The 18,138-nt window shown below is 55.0% G+C and carries 13 protein-coding genes; 3 read left to right on the top strand and 10 right to left on the bottom strand.

Translation table 11 applies throughout. The features are described 5' to 3' along the window. Window positions 1–184 precede the first annotated feature (184 nt). On the top strand, window positions 185–1,657 hold the full coding sequence (locus OCV58_RS00605) for an HAD family hydrolase (protein WP_087478102.1): 1,473 nt from the start codon (window positions 185–187) through the stop codon (window positions 1,655–1,657). Between the two features lie 134 nt (window positions 1,658–1,791). Here the strand turns inward: OCV58_RS00605 and OCV58_RS00600 are convergent, their stop codons facing one another. From OCV58_RS00600 to htpG, 9 genes are all read right to left on the bottom strand, one after another. Further along, window positions 1,792–2,823 carry an alpha-hydroxy-acid oxidizing protein gene (locus OCV58_RS00600; RefSeq protein WP_087478103.1) on the bottom strand — a complete coding sequence of 344 codons (1,032 nt, stop codon included), beginning with the start codon at window positions 2,821–2,823 and terminating at the stop codon, window positions 1,792–1,794. A 95-nt stretch (window positions 2,824–2,918) separates the two neighbouring features. After that, window positions 2,919–3,080, bottom strand: coding sequence for a rubredoxin (locus tag OCV58_RS00595; protein WP_087478104.1), 162 nt, complete (start codon window positions 3,078–3,080; stop codon window positions 2,919–2,921). Window positions 3,081–3,170: 90 nt separating this feature from the next. After that, window positions 3,171–3,818, bottom strand: a complete 648-nt coding sequence (locus tag OCV58_RS00590) for a PdaC/RsiV family protein (protein WP_087478105.1) — start codon at window positions 3,816–3,818, stop codon at window positions 3,171–3,173. A 79-nt stretch (window positions 3,819–3,897) separates the two neighbouring features. Then, window positions 3,898–5,748 (bottom strand): excinuclease ABC subunit UvrC, encoded by a 1,851-nt coding sequence (gene uvrC, locus OCV58_RS00585; RefSeq protein WP_154876588.1) that lies wholly within the window; start codon window positions 5,746–5,748, stop codon window positions 3,898–3,900. Continuing rightward, a complete protein-coding gene (uvrA, locus tag OCV58_RS00580) occupies window positions 5,735–8,596 on the bottom strand; it encodes an excinuclease ABC subunit UvrA (RefSeq protein WP_154876587.1) in 2,862 nt (953 codons plus the stop codon). The genes uvrC and uvrA overlap by 14 nt, the downstream gene beginning before the upstream one ends. A gap of 3 nt (window positions 8,597–8,599) precedes the next feature. Next, the gene (gene uvrB / locus OCV58_RS00575) at window positions 8,600–10,759 is read right to left on the bottom strand and encodes an excinuclease ABC subunit UvrB (protein WP_154876586.1); all 2,160 of its coding nucleotides are present in this window, start codon (window positions 10,757–10,759) and stop codon (window positions 8,600–8,602) included. Between the two features lie 86 nt (window positions 10,760–10,845). Beyond that, on the bottom strand, window positions 10,846–11,235 hold the full coding sequence (locus tag OCV58_RS00570) for an HI0074 family nucleotidyltransferase substrate-binding subunit (protein ID WP_087478109.1): 390 nt from the start codon (window positions 11,233–11,235) through the stop codon (window positions 10,846–10,848). Continuing rightward, on the bottom strand, window positions 11,219–11,512 hold the full coding sequence (locus OCV58_RS00565; protein WP_154876585.1) for a nucleotidyltransferase family protein: 294 nt from the start codon (window positions 11,510–11,512) through the stop codon (window positions 11,219–11,221). Before OCV58_RS00565 ends, OCV58_RS00570 begins: the two co-directional genes overlap by 17 nt. Window positions 11,513–11,652: 140 nt before the next feature. Beyond that, window positions 11,653–13,602, bottom strand: coding sequence for a molecular chaperone HtpG (gene htpG / locus OCV58_RS00560; RefSeq protein ID WP_154876584.1), 1,950 nt, complete (start codon window positions 13,600–13,602; stop codon window positions 11,653–11,655). Window positions 13,603–13,913: 311 nt separating this feature from the next. On the opposite strand from htpG, the gene pckA reads away from it, so the two are divergent. Next, on the top strand, window positions 13,914–15,512 hold the full coding sequence (gene pckA, locus OCV58_RS00555; protein ID WP_095629400.1) for a phosphoenolpyruvate carboxykinase (ATP): 1,599 nt from the start codon (window positions 13,914–13,916) through the stop codon (window positions 15,510–15,512). Between the two features lie 88 nt (window positions 15,513–15,600). Here the strand turns inward: pckA and OCV58_RS00550 are convergent, their stop codons facing one another. Continuing rightward, window positions 15,601–17,112 (bottom strand): phosphohexomutase domain-containing protein, encoded by a 1,512-nt coding sequence (locus OCV58_RS00550; RefSeq protein ID WP_154876583.1) that lies wholly within the window; start codon window positions 17,110–17,112, stop codon window positions 15,601–15,603. 109 nt (window positions 17,113–17,221) lie between these two features. Between OCV58_RS00550 and OCV58_RS00545 the strand changes: the two genes are divergently transcribed. After that, window positions 17,222–18,097: a DMT family transporter gene (locus OCV58_RS00545; protein ID WP_198643465.1), complete on the top strand. Its 876-nt coding sequence runs from the start codon at window positions 17,222–17,224 to the stop codon at window positions 18,095–18,097. The last annotated feature ends 41 nt before the right edge of the window (window positions 18,098–18,138 follow it).

The raw sequence follows: 18,138 nt of genomic DNA, 5'->3' as shown, positions 1-18,138 counted from the left end.
AAACAGCCCCCTTTAGGCAAAAATACATCGATGATAACCGTAGCAATAAATTATATTATACGTTTTTTTATTTTATACTGTCAACGTCTCTTTTTACCTGTTTTTTACCTGCCTTTGACGGTGAGTTTATACATTCTTTATATAGTAAATATATCATGATTAGTCAGAAGGGAGTATTCCGTTTATGAAGTATCCGACAAAAAAACGCATGCAGAAATACGCCGCCAGCGTAGTCTGCGCCTTATCGATCCTCACGGCCGTACAAGCGGCCCCCGTATGGGCCGCACCGGTCCATACTGCCGCCGTCAGCCAGAGCGCCGCGCAGCAGCACGTCCAGAGCGCCAACTGGGAACCGACCGTGAAGGCTTCCTTAAATCAGTTCATGGACATGTACGGCAGCCGTTCTGCTTCGTACGACGCAGCCAACCGCCCCTACGCCGTCTTTGATTTCGACAACACGACGTCTATCCTGGACGTAGAAGAGCAGCTCATGGTCTGGCAGCTCGACCGCCTGGCCTTTGCCATTGAACCGGACCAGATGGAAGCCGTCCTGCGCACGGGCATTCCTGCCGATAAGCTGACCTTGACGTACGGCGCCGACGACGGCGACGGCCGCCCCGTCTCGATTGAAGCAGCCATTAAAGACGCCGCAGCAGCTTATAAACAATTGTACGCCAAGGGATTGATTACCAAAACGGGCAAGGAACAGCCTGCCGAAGTACGGGTCAGCCCGGAATATAAAGAGTTCACTGCCAAGATGCGCTGGCTCTACGACGCTATCGGCGATACGATGGACGCTTCCGTTTCCTATCCCTGGGTCACGTACTGGTACACGGGCATGACGCCTGACGAAGTATACAATTTGGCCTATGAAAGCCACAGCTTCTATGGTAATCCCGATAAAGGCCAGACGTGGAGCAAAGGCAAATATGTCAGCCCCGTCGATTACAAGAGCGAAGCCGGCAATGTATCCGTATCGTACAAACTCGGCATCACCGTCTCTCCGGAAATGAAAGAACTGTACAAGACCTTAAACGACAACGGCATCGACACCTGGATCGACACGGCCTCGCCCGTTGACGTCGTACGCGCCGCCGTCGATTACTTCCAGGTTCCCGGCGTCGACGGCATCGTCGGCATGACCAACAAAAAAGACGCCCAGGGCCGGTATATCAACTCGTACGACTACGAGCTTCATGCCCAGACCCAGGGTGTCGGCAAATCCCTGACCATCGACAAGGTCATCGCGCCGAAGTACAACGGCCAGGGCCCTGTTTTCGCCGCCATGGATTCTCAGGGCGACTTCAATTTCTGCACGGAATATAAAAACACCAAGGCCGTCTTAATCCTGAACCGCGAACGTTCTGACGATGCCGGCTTATGCGCCGCCGTCGCTGCATGGCAGAAAAAACACGGCGTTACCTTGGCCGAAGCCAATAAAAACGGCGACACGCTGTTCCTCCTGCAGGGCCGCAACGAAAACGCCGGCGTCCTGTGGGCGACCGACCAGACTCAGCTGCTCGGCAAAAAAGACAACGCCTACTTATCTGATAAAGCCTTAGACGTAATCAGCCAGTTAGATGCCGGCAAAACGGTAAAACAAGCCCTGGAAGACAACACGAAGCTGAAAGATTACCAAGGCTACAAAACGCGTTAAGCAGCTATATGCCGTCATATAGTTACTTATATACTTCACAATGTATTTCCCAGTCCTTCCCAGCAAGTCCGAGGAAAAAACAAGCCGGAGCGCAGCGCCCGGCTTGTTTTTTTTGCGTCTGAAAGACGACGCGGTTATTTTAATTTTTTGAGGATGCGGGGATTGACGCAGCGGATATCCCGCACGCCCGTAATCATCATGGCATCGCACAATTCGCGCTTAAACGTATCCAGCATCAGCTTGACGCCTTCTGCGCCGCCGCCGATGGCCGCAACGGCTGCCGGACGGCCGACGAGGACGGCGTCGGCGCCCAGGGCAATGAGCTTCAATACGTCTTCGCCGTGACGGACGCCGCCGTCGGCAAAGATCGTAATCCGCCCCTTGACGGCTTCGGCGATTTCCGGCAGCACGTCAGCCGTGCCGACCATGCCGTCCAGCACGCGGCCGCCGTGGTTGCTGACGACGATGCCCTTAGCTCCCGCTTCCGCACAGGCCAACGCTTCTTCCGCCGACATAACTCCCTTTACGATAAAGGGAATCTGAATGGACGCCGCCACCTTCGCGATGCTTTCAGCGCTCTTCGGGCCGACAGGCTGACCGAAAATGCGCATATTGATCAGCGTCGCCGCGTCGATATCGCAGGCCACGGCCGGAGCGCCTGACTGTTCCGCCAATACGGCCTTTTCGATGATCTTGTCGTCTTCCCGCGGCTTAATCGTCGGGACAACGCAGCCCGGACGCTTTTTACAGGACGCAATGCCCGAAGAGTACATGTACGGCGCGCCGCTGTCACCGGTGAAGGCCCACGTGCCGGCTTCCATCGCCCCCTGCGTAACGGCTTCGTCGTATTTGATTTCTTCCTCTTCCGGGTCGCCGTCGACCTGGGCGTTCAGGACGATGCCGCCTACCGGCGCGATGAGTATAGGCAGGCTCAGGGTCTTGCCAAAAATTTCAACAGCCGTCGACGGCTCTTCTACGCCCGACATGCTGCGCATGATCAAGCCGTATTCCTGCAGCGATTCCAAATTGCGCGCAAAGGAACGGCCCGTCCGCAGCCCGCCGAAGCCGGGAATCATGCCGACGCAGGCTTTGCCGTTGCACTCCGGACAGACGCGGCAGCCTTTCATCCGTTTTTTAGCCTGTTCGCGAATTTCCTTCATATCCATTGCAATATTCCTCCTTTAACAAAAAAAGCTTACTATCATGAGTATACCACATGATAGTAAGCTTTTACTAACAACTTACGCTAATTCTTTTAGAATTAGTCCATTTTTACGAAAGCGTCTTTACCAGCGCCGCAGGTCGGGCATGCCCAATCTTCCGGCAAATCGGCAAATTTCGTACCGGCTGCTACGTTGTTTTCAGCGTCGCCTTCAGCTTCGTCATAAATGTAACCGCAGATGGTGCATTCGTATTTATCCATTGAAAAAACCTCCCTAAAAAGAAACATTAATAAATATCAATTATTGATAATCCTTAACTATCATACCATACAGGACGATATTTTGCAACCTTATTTTGCCTTTTTACCCATGCTGATGTCGACGATACCCGTCGAGTACGGCGCGATTTCATACTGCCCGAAAATGAAGTGGATGACCTTGTTTTCGTCGAGGTAATAATTCTTCGGCAGCTCCGTCAGGCCTTCAAAATACGTGGACAGCTGGTACTTGCTCAGGAAAATCTTGGCGTTGATGCGGTCCAGCGTAAAGAATTCCGCGTCTTCCGGCCGTACCAAATCCTGCCAGTCCAGCCGTTCGCCCGTTTCCAAATCGAAGGTCACGCCGTGCTTCCAGCTCGTCGGATGGGCGGCCTTGTCAAAATAGATATACCCCTGGTCGATGAAGGACAGATACTTGCCGTCGTTGAGCGTCACGACGTACGACTTTTCTTCGGTCATCTTCATGCCTTCCATGCTTTCTTTATCAAAAAACGCCTTGGCCTTGGCTTGTTCTTCTATAAAGTATTGCGCGATTTTCTGGCTGGCTGCAGCGTTGCCGGCGACGGAAACTGCCGGATACTGTATCGTCAGCGTGCTGCCGTTTGATTTCGTGTATACGGCCTTCTGCGCGTCCTGCACCGTCGCCGGGGCCGCGGCGAAGGATAACGAGCCGACCAGCAAGGCGGCGCACAGCGCGGCCGCTAATTTTTCTTTCATCATACCTACCTCCTGCGTACTGTGTATGCTTTATTATACCATAGTTCAAAAAGCAAATGCCATTGTATTTCAGGGATAATCCTTAAACATTCTGTAAATCCGCCTTATTTTCCACGACTTTCCTCTTTTCATCCGTTCCCAGGCGGAAAAAGTAATAGACGTTTTCCGCAGCCTGCCGGGTCATGCCCGGCACGGCGGCCAGCTCTTCTACCGTAGCCGCCTTCATGGCGTCCAGATTTTTAAAGGCTCCCCACAAGGCCTTGCGCCGTTTCGGCCCGATGCCTTCGATGTGATCCAGGATAGACACGAGATTCCGCTTGCCCCGAAGGCTGCGGTGATACGTAATGGCAAAGCGGTGCGCCTCGTCGCGGATAGCCTGGAGCAGCTGCAGCTCCGGCGTGTGATGACTCAGGATAATGGAGTCGCTCCGCCCCTCGACGAATACTTCTTCTATCCGCTTGGCCAAACTGATAACCGGCGCTTCGCACCCCGCCTCTCGGATGATAGGCAGGGCGGCGTGAAGCTGTCCCTTGCCGCCGTCGATGACGATGAGGTCCGGAGCGGGCCAATCCCGCTCTCCGTAGCGGCGGCCCATGATTTCCGCCATGGATTTGAAATCGTCAGGTTTCCCCTGCACGGTTTTCAGCTTAAACCGCCGGTACTCCTGCTTCGCCGGCCGGCCGTGCTCAAAGACGACCATCGACGCGACCGTTTCAATCCCCTGCGTGTGGGATATGTCGAAGCATTCCATGCGCTCCGGCAGGCGCGGCAGGTCGAGGACGCGGGCCAAGGCTTCGACGGCTCCGCTGGTCTTGTCCGTATCGTGCTGCCACTGGAGGCGGCGCTGTTCGAGGAGAACGCGGGCGTTATCCTCCGCCATGGTCAGCAGTTTCTTCTTGATGCCCCGCTGCGGGATGACTAAGGCCACGTTCTGCCCCTTCTGCAGCGTCAGCCGCCGTTCGTAATCCTCTTTATCCTCTACGGCGGAGACGACGATTTCCTTGGGCACGAACACGCCGTCGACGTAATACTGATCCAATACGGCCGACGTCAAAGCAGCCGCCGTTTCGTCGGCACTGTTTTCCAGGCTGAAGGTCTCCCGTCCCATGAGGCGGCCCTGGCGGATAGTGTAAATCTGAACGCAGGTCTGCCCGGCGTCGCCGGCAAAGCCGAGAACGTCCATGTCGCCGCCGCCGACAGTCGTAATGTTCTGCTGCTCCTGAATCACCCTGACGGCAGTTATCTGATCGCGGTACATAGCGGCCTTTTCGAACTCCATCTCTTCCGCCGCCGCTTCCATCTGCTCCTGCAGCCTTCGCACGATGCCCGCATCGCGTCCTTCCAGTATGCCGACGGCCTGTTCTACGAGTTTGCCGTATTCACCCTTTGTAATGTAATGGACGCATGGCGCGTCGCAGTGATGCAGATGGTACTGCAGGCAGGGCCGGTCGGCCTGCATCGTCCGGCAGGAACGGATGCGAAAGGCCCGCTGGATGAGCTTCAGCACGCGATGAACGGCGCCGGCGTCGGCAAAGGGGCCGAAATAGCGGGCGCCGTCTCGATGGACGCGGCGGGTCATAAAGACACGCGGATAGTCTTCCTGCACCGTCACCTTGATATACGGGTAGGTCTTATCGTCGCGCAGCATGATATTGTAGCGCGGGCGATGCTTTTTAATGAGCGTGTTTTCCAGTATGAGCGCTTCCATCTCATTGGCTACGACGATAGTTTCCACATCGGCGGCGTGGCTCATCATCGCCGTCACCTTCGGCGCGCGCTTGGCGTCGTGCCGGACGTAGCTGCGCACGCGGTTGCGCAGATTCACGGCCTTGCCGACGTAAATGATCTGTCCCCTGTCGTTTTTCCACAAGTATACGCCGGGCTGGGTCGTCAAATTTCGTACCTTATCGAGTACGGCTTCACTCAAGGCCATGGCAGTTCCCCTTCATCAAGTCCTTCGTCCGTTCCAATACGGGCTTCAGGAATCTTCCCGTATAGGACTGCGGCACCTGGCAGATATCCTCCGGCGTCCCCGTCGCTACGACTGTGCCGCCGCCGTCGCCGCCTTCAGGGCCTAAATCGACGAGATAATCCGCCGCCTTGACGACGTCGAGGTTGTGCTCGATGACTACAACCGTATCGCCGCCGTCGACGAGCATCTGCAGTACGTCCATGAGCTTATGAATATCGGCGGCATGGAGGCCCGTCGTCGGTTCATCGAGGATGTACAGCGTCCGGCCTGTACTGCGCTTGGACAGCTCCGTTGCCAGCTTGACGCGCTGCGCTTCGCCGCCCGATAAGGTCGTCGCCGGCTGGCCGAGGCGGATATAGCCCAGCCCCACGTCCTGCAGGGTCCGCAGCTTATTGAGGATGCGGGGAATGTTTTCAAAGAAATCGCAGGCGTCGTCGACAGTCATGTTGAGGACGTCCGATATGGTCTTCCCCTTGTATTTGACTTCCAGCGTCTCCCTGTTGTAGCGCGCGCCGTGGCATACCTCGCAGGGCACGTATACGTCGGGAAGGAAGTTCATTTCGATGCGGATGATGCCGTCGCCGCGGCAGGCCTCGCAGCGGCCGCCCTTGATGTTGAAGCTGAACCGCCCGGCCTTGTAGCCTCTCACCTTTGCCTCCGGCGTCTGGCTGTACAGCTGGCGGATGAAATCGAAGACGCCTGTATACGTCGCCGGATTGGAACGGGGCGTACGGCCAATAGGCGACTGGTCGATGTTGATGATCTTATCGATATATTCCGTCCCTCTGATTTCCCTAAACTTGCCGGGACGATGGGGCGTGCCGTATACGGCTTCGGCCAATCCCTTATACAGGATTTCGTTGACCAGCGTCGACTTGCCCGACCCCGATACGCCCGTCACGACGGTCAGGGTGCCGATGGGAATCGATACGTCGATGTTCTTCAAGTTGTGCTCCGCCGCGCCGATGACTTCGATATACGTCCCGTTGCCCTGGCGCCGCTCCTCCGGAATAGGGATATATTTCGCCCCCTTTAAATACTGTCCCGTCAGGGACTGCTCGCAGGCCATAATATCCTCTGCCGTCCCCTGGGCCACGATTTCACCGCCGTGCTCTCCCGCCGCCGGGCCGATGTCCAGTATATAATCGGCGGCCCGCATCGTATCCTCGTCATGCTCGACGACGATGAGCGTATTGCCCAAGTCGCGGAGGTGCTTCAAGGCCTGGAGCAGCTTGTCGTTGTCCCGCTGATGGAGGCCGATAGACGGCTCGTCGAGGATGTATAAAACGCCGACCAGACCGGAGCCGATCTGCGTCGCCAGGCGGATGCGCTGCGCTTCTCCGCCCGACAAGGTGCCGGCCGTACGGGACAAGGTCAGGTATTCCAGGCCTACGGTCTGGAGAAATTCCAGGCGGGCCCGGATTTCCTTAAAAATCTGCCGGCCGATCATCTGCTGCTTTTCCGTCAGCTCCAAGCCGTCAAAAAATCGAATCATGTCGCCGACAGTCAAATCGGTCAGCTCGGAAATATTGAGGCCGCCGATTTTAATAGCCAGTGCTTCATGGCGCAGGCGAGTGCCGCCGCACGTCGTGCAGGGCTTGACCGACATAAACTGCTCGAACTGGTCGCGCATCATGTCGGACGACGCCTCCTTATAGCGGCGGCGCACCATGGGAATGACGCCTTCAAAGGCCGTGGCGTACTGCTTCACTTCGCCGCGCAGGTTTTCATACTCAAAGACGCACGTGTCGTCAGAGCCCCACATCAGCTTTTCCTGCAGCTCGCCGGGCAGCTCGTCATAGCTGCTGTCCAGCGTAAAGCCATAGGGCTTGAGCAAGCCGCCGAGCTGGCGCATAAACCACGAATCGGGATTGCTGCTCAGGGCTGCAATAGCGCCGTCAGCAAAGGATTTCGTTTTATCAGGCAGTACCAAATGGGGATCGACCTCCATGGTGCTGCCGATGCCGGAACAGGCCGGGCAGGCGCCGAAGGGGCTGTTGAAGGAAAAGAGATGGGGCTCGATTTCCGGCAGGCTCACATGGCAGTCAGGGCAGGCGAAATGCTGGCTGAAGGTCAGCACCTCGTCCGTGCTCATGCGCAGGATATGGACGATGCCGCCGGCCAGCTTGGCCGCCGTTTCCAGCGAATCGGTCAGGCGGGTCAGGATGCTGTCCTTAATGACCAGCCGGTCGATGACCACGTCGATCGTGTGCTTCTTATTCTTGTCCAAGGGGATATCGTCAGACAGCAGATATACCTCGCCGTCGACGCGGACGCGGACATAGCCGTCCCGCACCAGGCCGGCCAGCACCTTCTGATGCATTCCCTTTCGGCCGTCGACGACGGGAGCCATGACCATGACCTTTTCCCCCGCGCCGAGAGCCATGACGGAGTCGGCCATCTGCTCGATCGTCTGCTGGCGGATAGGCTTTCCGCACTTCGGGCAGTAGGCGTCGCCTACGCGGGCGTAGAGCAGGCGCAGGTAGTCGTAGATTTCCGTGACTGTGCCTACAGTCGAGCGGGGATTGCGGCTCGTCGTCTTCTGGTCGATAGAAATAGCCGGCGACAGGCCTTCGATATAGTCGACGTCGGGCTTATCCATCTGCCCTAAAAACTGGCGGGCATAAGCCGACAAGGATTCGACATAACGCCGCTGGCCTTCGGCGTAAATCGTGTCGAAGGCCAGAGACGATTTCCCCGAGCCGGATAAGCCCGTAAAGACGACGAGCTTATCGCGGGGAATTTTTACATCTATATTTTTCAAATTGTGCTGTCTCGCACCTTTGATACTAATATATGGTTCCTGCATAGGTTACGTTTTACTCCTTTTTGCCTTAGCTTTGCCCGGCAAGTCCGGCTTTTTCCGCCGCGCGTCGGGCCGGCGCACCTTGCGCACATACCGGGACGAGGGCATGTCCTCGCCCTGCAGCTCCTTGGGCAGCGTGTCGTCATGGCTCATATCAGCCAGCTGCTGCCGCAGCTGCCCCAGGCGGTCGCGCAATTCCGCCGCCTTTTCAAATTCCAGATTTTTCGCCGCCGTCTTCATCTGCTGGGTCACGGTGTTGATGACCTTATGCAAAGCCTCCTTCGTCAGCTTTTCTCCCTTTCCCTTATATTGGGCCTGGTCTTCGGCGACCTTCGTCAGCTCGATGAGGTTTACGACGTCTTTCTTGACGGACTTCGGCGTAATATGATGCGTTTGATTGTAAGCGTCCTGCACTTCGCGGCGCCGCTTCGTTTCGTCCATAGCCCGGGCCATGGAATCGGTAATCTTGTCGGCGTACATGATGACCGTGCCGTCGACGTTTCGCGCCGCCCGCCCCATCGTCTGGATGAGGGACGTATCGGAACGAAGGAAGCCTTCCTTGTCGGCGTCGAGAATCGCTACGAGAGACACTTCCGGCATGTCCAGCCCTTCGCGCAGCAGATTGATGCCGACGAGGACGTCGAATACGCCGGCCCGCAGGTCGCGGATGATTTCGGCCCGCTCGATCGTTGCAATATCCGAATGGAGATAGCGGACGAGGACGCCCATTTCCTTTAAATAATCGGTCAAATCCTCGGCCATCTTCTTGGTCAGCGTCGTCACCAGCACGCGTTCGTTCTTTTCCGTCCGCTTCCGTATTTCGCCTAACAAATCATCCATCTGTCCGGCAATAGGACGCACTTCGACCTTCGGGTCCAGGAGCCCTGTCGGGCGGATAATCTGCTGGGCCAGATTGGTCTGGACCTCCATCTCATAGGGTCCCGGCGTCGCGCTGACGTAGATAATCTGGTTAATCCTTTCGACGAACTCTTCAAATTTCAGCGGCCTGTTGTCCAGCGCCGACGGCAGGCGGAACCCGTATTCGATGAGGTTTTCCTTCCGCGACCGGTCGCCGGCGTACATAGCCCGCAGCTGGGGCAAGGTGACGTGCGATTCGTCGATCATGATGAGGAAATCGTCGGGAAAATAATCGAGGAGCGTGTACGGCGCTTCACCGGCCTTCCGCCCCGCCAGATGACGGGAATAGTTTTCGATGCCCGAGCAGTAGCCCATTTCCATCATCATTTCCATATCATACCGCGTCCGCTGCTCTAGCCGCTGCGCTTCCAGCAAATGGCCCCCTTCCTTCAGAACGGCCAGGCGCTCTTCCAGCTCCGCCTCGATCGTCTTCAGGGCCTTATCCATTTTTTCCTTTGTCGTGACATAATGGCTGGCCGGATAAATCGCCACGTGCTTGCGCTCGGCCACGACCTCGCCGGTCAGCACGTCGACCTCCGTCAGCCTGTCGATTTCGTCGCCGAACATTTCAATGCGGATGACGGAGTTGTCGAAGGCCGCCGGAAATACTTCTATCGTATCGCCGTGAACGCGGAAGGTACCCCGTTCGAGATTCATATCGTTGCGGGAGTACTGGATATCGACGAGCTTGTGAAGAATCTCTTCCTGCGTCTTTTCCTGCCCCAGCCGCAGCGACACGACAAGATCGCTGTAATCCTCCGGGTCGCCTAAGCCGTAGATACAGGACACGGAGGCCACGATGATGACGTCGCGCCGTTCAAACAGGCTCATCGTCGCCGAATGGCGCAGCTTGTCGATTTCATCGTTAATCGACGCGTCCTTTTCGATATATGTATCTGTAGACGCAATGTACGCCTCTGGCTGATAGTAATCGTAATAGCTAACGAAATAGGCCACTTCGTTGTCTGGGAAAAAGGCCTTGAATTCGCTGCACAGCTGGGCCGCCAGCGTCTTGTTATGCGCGATGACCAGCGTCGGCTTCTGCACGGCCTCGATGACCTTGGCCATCGTAAAGGTCTTGCCTGTCCCCGTCGCGCCCAGCAGCACCTGGGCCCATTGCCCAGACCGTATCCCTTCTGCCAGCGACGCAATCGCCTCAGGCTGGTCGCCCATGGGCTCGTACGGCGCGACGACGCGAAACGGCCGCGACGTATCATAATCCTTATTCAAATACGACTGTATATCCATAACCCTCTCCTGCCACGGCATAGTAAAAAATAATTATTATTGATTACCTTAGTATAGCACGGCTGCAAACGTATGTACAGATGATTCTACAACCAATTCGTCTCCACTTCGTCTTTTAGCCGGCAGAACATATCATAGTACGACGCCTTCGTCTGTCTCACGATGGATAAGGCAATAAGCTCGTTATACGAATGACTCACGTTATTTCGGGCCTGCAACGCCTGAAGCCACATCGTTTCATTGCGTATCATATTCGCTTTATAGGCCGTCTTTAAAATCTGCCTGGGCGAGCCTGTCGCGCTTTCGGCATAGCCGCTGTCTTCCAGCAGTTCTTTCATCATCTTCCATGCTTGTTCAAAGCAAATTTCATACAGCCCGACTAATCCCGTCAAAACAACGGTATTATACGGTTCTTCATAGGAAAATAGCTCCTTAAGATTTTTCAAGGCCGCACAAAAATTATCGTACTTTTTCATAAATGACAATGCCCTCTCTTTCGATAGATTGCCGCAATTCGTCCTGCACTGGTCCGTCTAAATCGACGATGTCGTACATGAGCAGCGTCGACGTTTCTTCGTCTACGGCCAAGGCAAATTGGACGACATCGCCGCCGCTGACGGCCAGATCTATGTCACTCGTCCGTTTGTAATCGCCCCGCGCTCTGGAACCAAATAAAATGACTTTTTCTATATGATATGTTTCTGCCAACTGCCGTATCTCATCCAGTACGCCCGGACGAATTCCAAACTCCATGCCCTTCACCTCATTCCAATATCTATCCTTATTATATCATCCTCCGTATAAAAACTATACGCCGTATATTCACGACGATCCTTTCCTGCACATACAAAAACGAGAGTCCTGACAAGGACTCTCGTCGTAACGCTATGCTATTATTTTGCCATCATTTCAGCTACCTTATTGGCGAAGGCTGCCGGGTCGTCAGGCATGATGCCTTCAAGGAGCAAGGCCTGATCGTAGAGCATCTTGCAGTAGTCTTTGAATTCAGGCGTATCCTTGCCGGCTTCGTGAATGCCCTGCAGCTTTGTAAAGAGCTGATGCTGCGGGTTGATTTCCAAAATGCGGCGCGCCTTGAGCATCGGGTTGTCGGCGGCGGCAAAGGCTTGTTCCATCGCCAGGGACGGGCCGGCCGCGTCGGCGACGAGGCAGACGGCGCCGCTCTTCAGGCGGTTGGACAGGCGGACGTCGACGACCTTGCCGTCAAGGAGTTCTTTCATATCCTTCAGAAGGCCTTCGTTGCTCTTAGCTAGGTCTTCGTTCTTCTTCTTTTCTTCTTTGAATGCTTCGTCTTCCAAATCCAGATCGCCGCGGCTGATGGAGTGGAATTTCTTGCCTTCGTATTCACGAATAGCTTCTACGGCAAATTCATCAACGGGATCGGTCATGCACAAGACTTCAATATCCCTGTCGCGGAGCATTTCCATCTGCGGCAAGGCATCGATAGCGGCTTTGTCTTTCCCTGTAGCGTAATAAATCTTTTCTTGGCCATCCTTCATGCGGCTGACATATTCTTTCAGCGAGCAGAGCTTACCGTCTTTAGACGACATGAACAGGAGCAGGTCTTTTAATTTATCGACGTTGTTTTCACCAGTCATCATACCGCTGTAGATGCCAATTTTTAAGGATTTCCCATATTCAGCCCAGAATTTTTCATAGGCTTCCCGGTCTTTATCAAGCTTACGGGCCAGGGTCTTCAGGATGTTCTTTTCCAGATTACGGCCGATGAGCTTTAATTCACGGCTCTGCTGGAGCAGTTCGCGGGAAATGTTGAGAGACAAATCAGGAGAATCGACAAGGCCTTTGACAAAGCGCAGGTAATCGGGCAGCAAATCTTTGCATTTATCCATGATAAATACATGGCGCGAATAGAGCTGCACGCCCGGTTCATAATCGGCATAGTACAGATTGAAAGGCGCACTGCCCGGAATGAACAGCAGCGACGTGTATTCGACATTGCCTTCGACGCGGCTGTGGAAAATTTCCATCGGTTCGTCCCATTCGTAGAACTGATGCTGGAAAAATTCACGGTATTCTTCGGGCTTAATGTCCGATTTATTGCGGGTCCACAAGGGCTGCATGGAGTTGAGGGTCCGCGTTTCCGTATGTTCTTCTTCCGGTGCGTCTTCAATAACCTTGCCGTCGGCGTCCTTCGGCTTTTCCTTCGTCGTGAAGTCCATCGTAATGGGATAGCGGATGTAGTCGGAATATTTCTTGACCAGGCTTTCCAGGAGGTATTTGTCCGTGTAGTTTTCTTCCGTTTCGCCGCCGTAAAATTCCTTGCCCAAGGTCAGGATAATCGTCGTGCCGTGCTTCGGCTTTTCGCAGGTTTCCAGCGTATACTGGCCGTCGCCTGCCGATTCCCATTTATAGGCTTCTGTTTCGCCGGCTTTGCGCGTGACGACCGTCACCGTATCGGCGACCATGAAGGCCGAATAAAAGCCGACGCCGAACTGGCCAATCAGGTCTTTGTCGACGCTGCCGCCTTCCTGGGCTTCCTTCAGCTTTTCCAAAAAGGCCTTCGTGCCCGATTTAGCAATGGTGCCCAAGTTCTGCATGAGCTCGTCTTTATTCATGCCGATGCCGTTATCGGAAATCGTCAGGGTATGCTTGTCTTCATCCGGCGTCAAATGGATTTCAAAGGCCGTATCGCCTTCGAGAAGGTCGTTATTCGTCAGCGATTCGTAATGCAGCTTATCGATCGCGTCGGATGCGTTGGAAATCAGTTCCCGTAAAAATATTTCGTGATTCGTATAAATGGAATGAACCATCAAGTCCAGCAGTTGTTTCGTTTCCGCTTGGAATTCAAAGGTTTCTTTCGCCATGTTCAACAATCTCCTTTATTCAGAATGTGTTAGCACTCTTAGCATCAGAGTGCCAACTCCCTTTTATATAATACAATAAAAAGTCAAATAGTCAATAGAAAACTTGCAAATCTGCGGCAATTCCAGCCTTCTATCCGCCAAAATATTTCCCTTTGTCATTTAGGGTAGGTTATTTATTATATAATGTATTATACATATACGTTGAATCCTGCCGTCATCAGGTCTATAATAAGTGATATACAATATATGCATGATTTTTTATCATATATACGCGTCAGCGTATCCACTATACAGCAGGGGGGTATTATATCATGATACATACGTATGGATTAGAACGAATCGGAATTTTTTACCCGGCCAACGTGTACCGCAACATGTCTCCGGCCTGGCTGACCGAGCAGGCCCTGATTCGCGGCGAAGGCATGCTGAGCGACACGGGAGCCTTAGTCGTCCAGACTGGGAAATACACGGGCCGTTCGCCGAAGGACAAATTCATCGTCGACACGCCGGCTATTCATGAATACATCGCCTGGAACAACGTCAACCGCCCGATTTCGCGGGAAAAGTTTGACGCCTTGAAGGCTAAGATGACGGCGTATCTGCAGAACCGTGATATCTTCCTCTTCGATGGCTTTGCCGGCGCCGATTTAATATGCCGCAAAAAATTCCGCATCATCAATGAATTAGCCAGCGAAAACCTGTTTATCCGCAACCTGCTCATCCGCCCGACGGCCGACGAATTGAGCCAGTTCGGCGACCCGGACTTTACAGTCATCGTCACGCCGGGCTACCGCTGCGACCCGAAGACGGACGGCGTCCGTTCTGAAGCGGCTATCATCATCGACTACGAAACGCGGGTCGTCCTCATCGCCGGCACGCAGTACGCCGGTGAAATCAAAAAGAGCGTCTTCTCCGTTATGAACTACTTTCTGCCTGACGAAGGCGTCCTGCCCATGCACTGCTCGGCCAACATGGATCCGGTCACGAAGGAAACGGCCATCTTCTTCGGTTTGTCCGGCACGGGGAAAACGACCTTGTCGGCAGACCCGAACCGCAAGCTCATCGGCGACGACGAACACGGCTGGTCGCCGCGGGGCATCTTCAACTTTGAAGGTGGCTGCTATGCCAAGTGCATCAACCTGAACCCCGAAAAGGAACCGGACATTTACAACGCCATCCGTTCGGGCAGCCTCGTTGAAAACGTCGTCCTCGACCCGGCGACGCGACGGCCGAACTATTTCGACAGCAAATACACGGAAAACACCCGCGTCGGCTATCCTATCGAATACATTCCCAACGCGGCCATTCCCGGCATCGGCGGCATCCCGAAAGTCATCATCTTCCTGACGGCCGACAGCTTCGGCGTCCTGCCGCCTATCTCCCGCCTCAGCAAGGAAGCGGCTATGTACCACTTCATCACCGGCTTTACGTCGAAAGTAGCCGGCACGGAACAAGGCATTACCGAGCCGGTGCCGACCTTCTCCACCTTGTTCGGCGAACCCTTCATGCCCCTGGCTCCGGAAATCTACGCCGGCATGCTGGGCGAACGAATCGAAACGTATCATACGAAGGTCTTCCTGGTCAACACCGGCTGGACCGGCGGCCCCTACGGCATCGGCAGCCGCATGGACCTCAAGTACACCCGCGCCATGATTACGGCAGCCCTGAACGGCCGCCTCGATTCGGTCCCCTACAAGCACGACAGCCGCTTCAACGTCGACGTGCCCCAGTCCTGCCCGGGCGTCCCCAATCAGATCCTCAACCCGCGCGATACGTGGGCCAATAAAAAATCCTACGACATCATGGCCGACAAGGTTGCCGCCATGTTCCAGGAAAACTTCACGGAAAAATACCCAGACGTCCCGGAAGAAGTCAGCGACGCCGGCCCGAAACCAAAGGCCAAGCCCTAAGGCCTGATACTTCTTTCATGTAAAAAACCGTAAGGAGAGGCGTTTCGCCCTTTCCTTACGGTTTTCTTATATCATGTGAACAGCTTCTTTAGGCGTCGAATACGGTCATGTCCAGGCAGTCGAACCCATCCAGGAATGATTTAACGTGGCCAATGATATCCTGGCAGCCGCCTTCTTCCTTGCTTTCGACGTTCAGCGGCATGTTCGGGTCGTGGAGGGACATGCGCAGGAGCGCCCAGCCTTCAGGGAATACGAGGCGCACGCCTTCGTACGACGGCTTGGCGACGACGACGCCGGCAGCGACGGCCCGCTCTTCAAAGGCTTGCAGTACCCTTTCGCCGTAAGCCTTTACGTCGTCTGTGCCCTGAATTTTGAGGCGGTATTCCTTGCTTTCAGCCGGATGCTTCAAGTTTGCAACCAAATCGCCGACAGCTTTCCCCGCTTTATTGGCCTGGGCCGCCGCAATGAGCAGCTTGACCGCCAAATAGGCGCCGTCGTCGAGGTAGTAGTTTTCGCTCAGCGCGCCGTGGCCCGACGTTTCAATCGCTAAGGGCGATACGACGCCGCTCTGGTTGAGGCGGATGCATTCGTTGATGACGTTTTTATAGCCCCGCATGTAGCGGTGATGGATGAGATGAAGCTCATCCTGCAGGAAGGCCGTCAGCTCATCCGACGTGACCGAGTCCGTGACGATGGTGCTGCCCGGATAATCGGGAGCCAAGATGGCCGCCATCATGGCGATGAGGGCGTTGCGGTTGATGGCTTCACCATCGGGCAGGACGGCGCTCATGCGGTCTACGTCCGTATCGAAGATGAGGCCCAAATCGGCATGGTTGTCGAGAACAGCTTTGCTGATCGCCGCCATGGCCTCTTTATTTTCCGGATTCGGAATATGATTGGGGAACATGCCGTCCGGTTCGAGGAACTGGCTGCCCGTCGTATCGGCGCCGAGGACGTCGAGGACCTTCGAGGCAAAGAAGCCGCCTGCGCCGTTGCCGGCGTCGACGACGATGCGCATGCCTTCCAAGGGCTTGCTGTCCGGGCCTGCGCCTACGCCGCTGCGGATTTTGGAGCACAGGTGCTCGGCATATATATCGATAATCGGCAGCGTCTGCACGCCGGACACATCGCCGTGTGTTTCTTCCAGCGACGCCGCCCGGGTCAGGACGTCTTTAATATCAGCCTTTTCCAGACCGCCGTCTTTCGTAAAGAATTTCAAGCCGTTGCGGTTGTACGGCAAATGGCTGGCCGTAATCATGATGGCTCCGTCCATATGAGTCGATTCGAAGATAATCGACATGAACATAGCCGGCGTCGAAGCCAAGCCGCAGTCAAACCCGGCTACGCCGCAGGCGCAGAGGCCTTCCAGCACGGCCTGCTTCATCGTGCCGGCAGAAATACGCGAATCATGGCCGACGGCAACGCGCAGGCTGTCGACAGGTTTGCCCGTCTTTTCCGCTAAAAAGGAGGCAAAGCCGGCGGCAATGCGGTTCGCCGCTTCGGGAAACAGCGTCACGGGCTCGCCGGGAACGCCTTCTACGGCGACGCCGCGGACGTCGCTGCCGTTCTGCAACTTCATCATATCTGATTCTGTAATCATAATCGTTCACTCCCAATATTAGTAATTCTATATTATAATAGTAATGGAAAGCGCCGCAAAAAACAAGGCGCGTCTTCACAAATAACTCTATGCTGTAAAGGAGATTTTCATGAACCAACCGGATACGCTCGAAAACAAAGCAAAATCCATGATGATTTTAGCTATGCTCATCTTCGGTACCATCGGCATTTTCGTCCGCTACATCCCCCTGCCGTCCAGCGTCATCGCCGTCGGCCGCGGCATCATCGGCACGGCCTTTTTATTTCTGTTCATCAAAGGCAAGGGCATCCCCATATCCTGGCCGGATATCCGGCAAAACCTGCTTCTCCTCTGCCTGTCCGGCGCGGCCCTGTGCGGCAACTGGACCTTCCTCTTCGAAGCCTACCGCTACACGTCCATCGCAACGGCGACGCTATGTTATTACATGGCCCCGATCATCGTCATCCTGGTCTCGCCGATTTTCCTGAAAGAAAAGCTGACGGCCCGCAAATTTCTCTGCGTCCTGACGGCCCTGGCCGGCATGGTCCTCGTATCGGGCATCGGCCAGGAAGGCGGCAGCGCCAACATGACCGGCGTGTTCTTCGGCCTGTGCGCCGCCTGCTGCTACGCCTGCATCGTCATCTTCAATAAAAAAATCAAGCCTATGGCCGCCTACGATAAAACCATCGTCCAGCTTGGTCTGGGAGCCCTGCTGCTGATGCCCTATGTCCTCTTAACAGAAAACGTCACTGCTCTGGACGCCTCTCCCTTCAGCCTGGCCATGTTCCTCGTCGTCGGCGTCGTCCATACAGGCTTTGCCTACGTCTTTTACTTCGGCTCCATGCAGTCCTTAAAAGCCCAGACCATCGCCCTGTTCAGCTACCTGGACCCGATTTTCGCCATCCTGCTGTCGGCCGTCGTCCTCGGCGAGCCCCTCGGCATGACCAGCATCATCGGCGCAGTTCTCGTCTTAGGCTCGACGCTGGTCAGCGAATTAAAGGCCTGATCATTTGCAGAAGGAATCATTCCATGCTAGACTATGTGTAT

It is taken from the genome of Megasphaera stantonii, assembly GCF_025567065.1.
GTDB lineage: Bacteria > Bacillota > Negativicutes > Veillonellales > Megasphaeraceae > Megasphaera > Megasphaera stantonii.
Note: the sequence above shows the minus strand (reverse complement) of the source record. Positions and strands in the feature narration are given on the sequence as shown.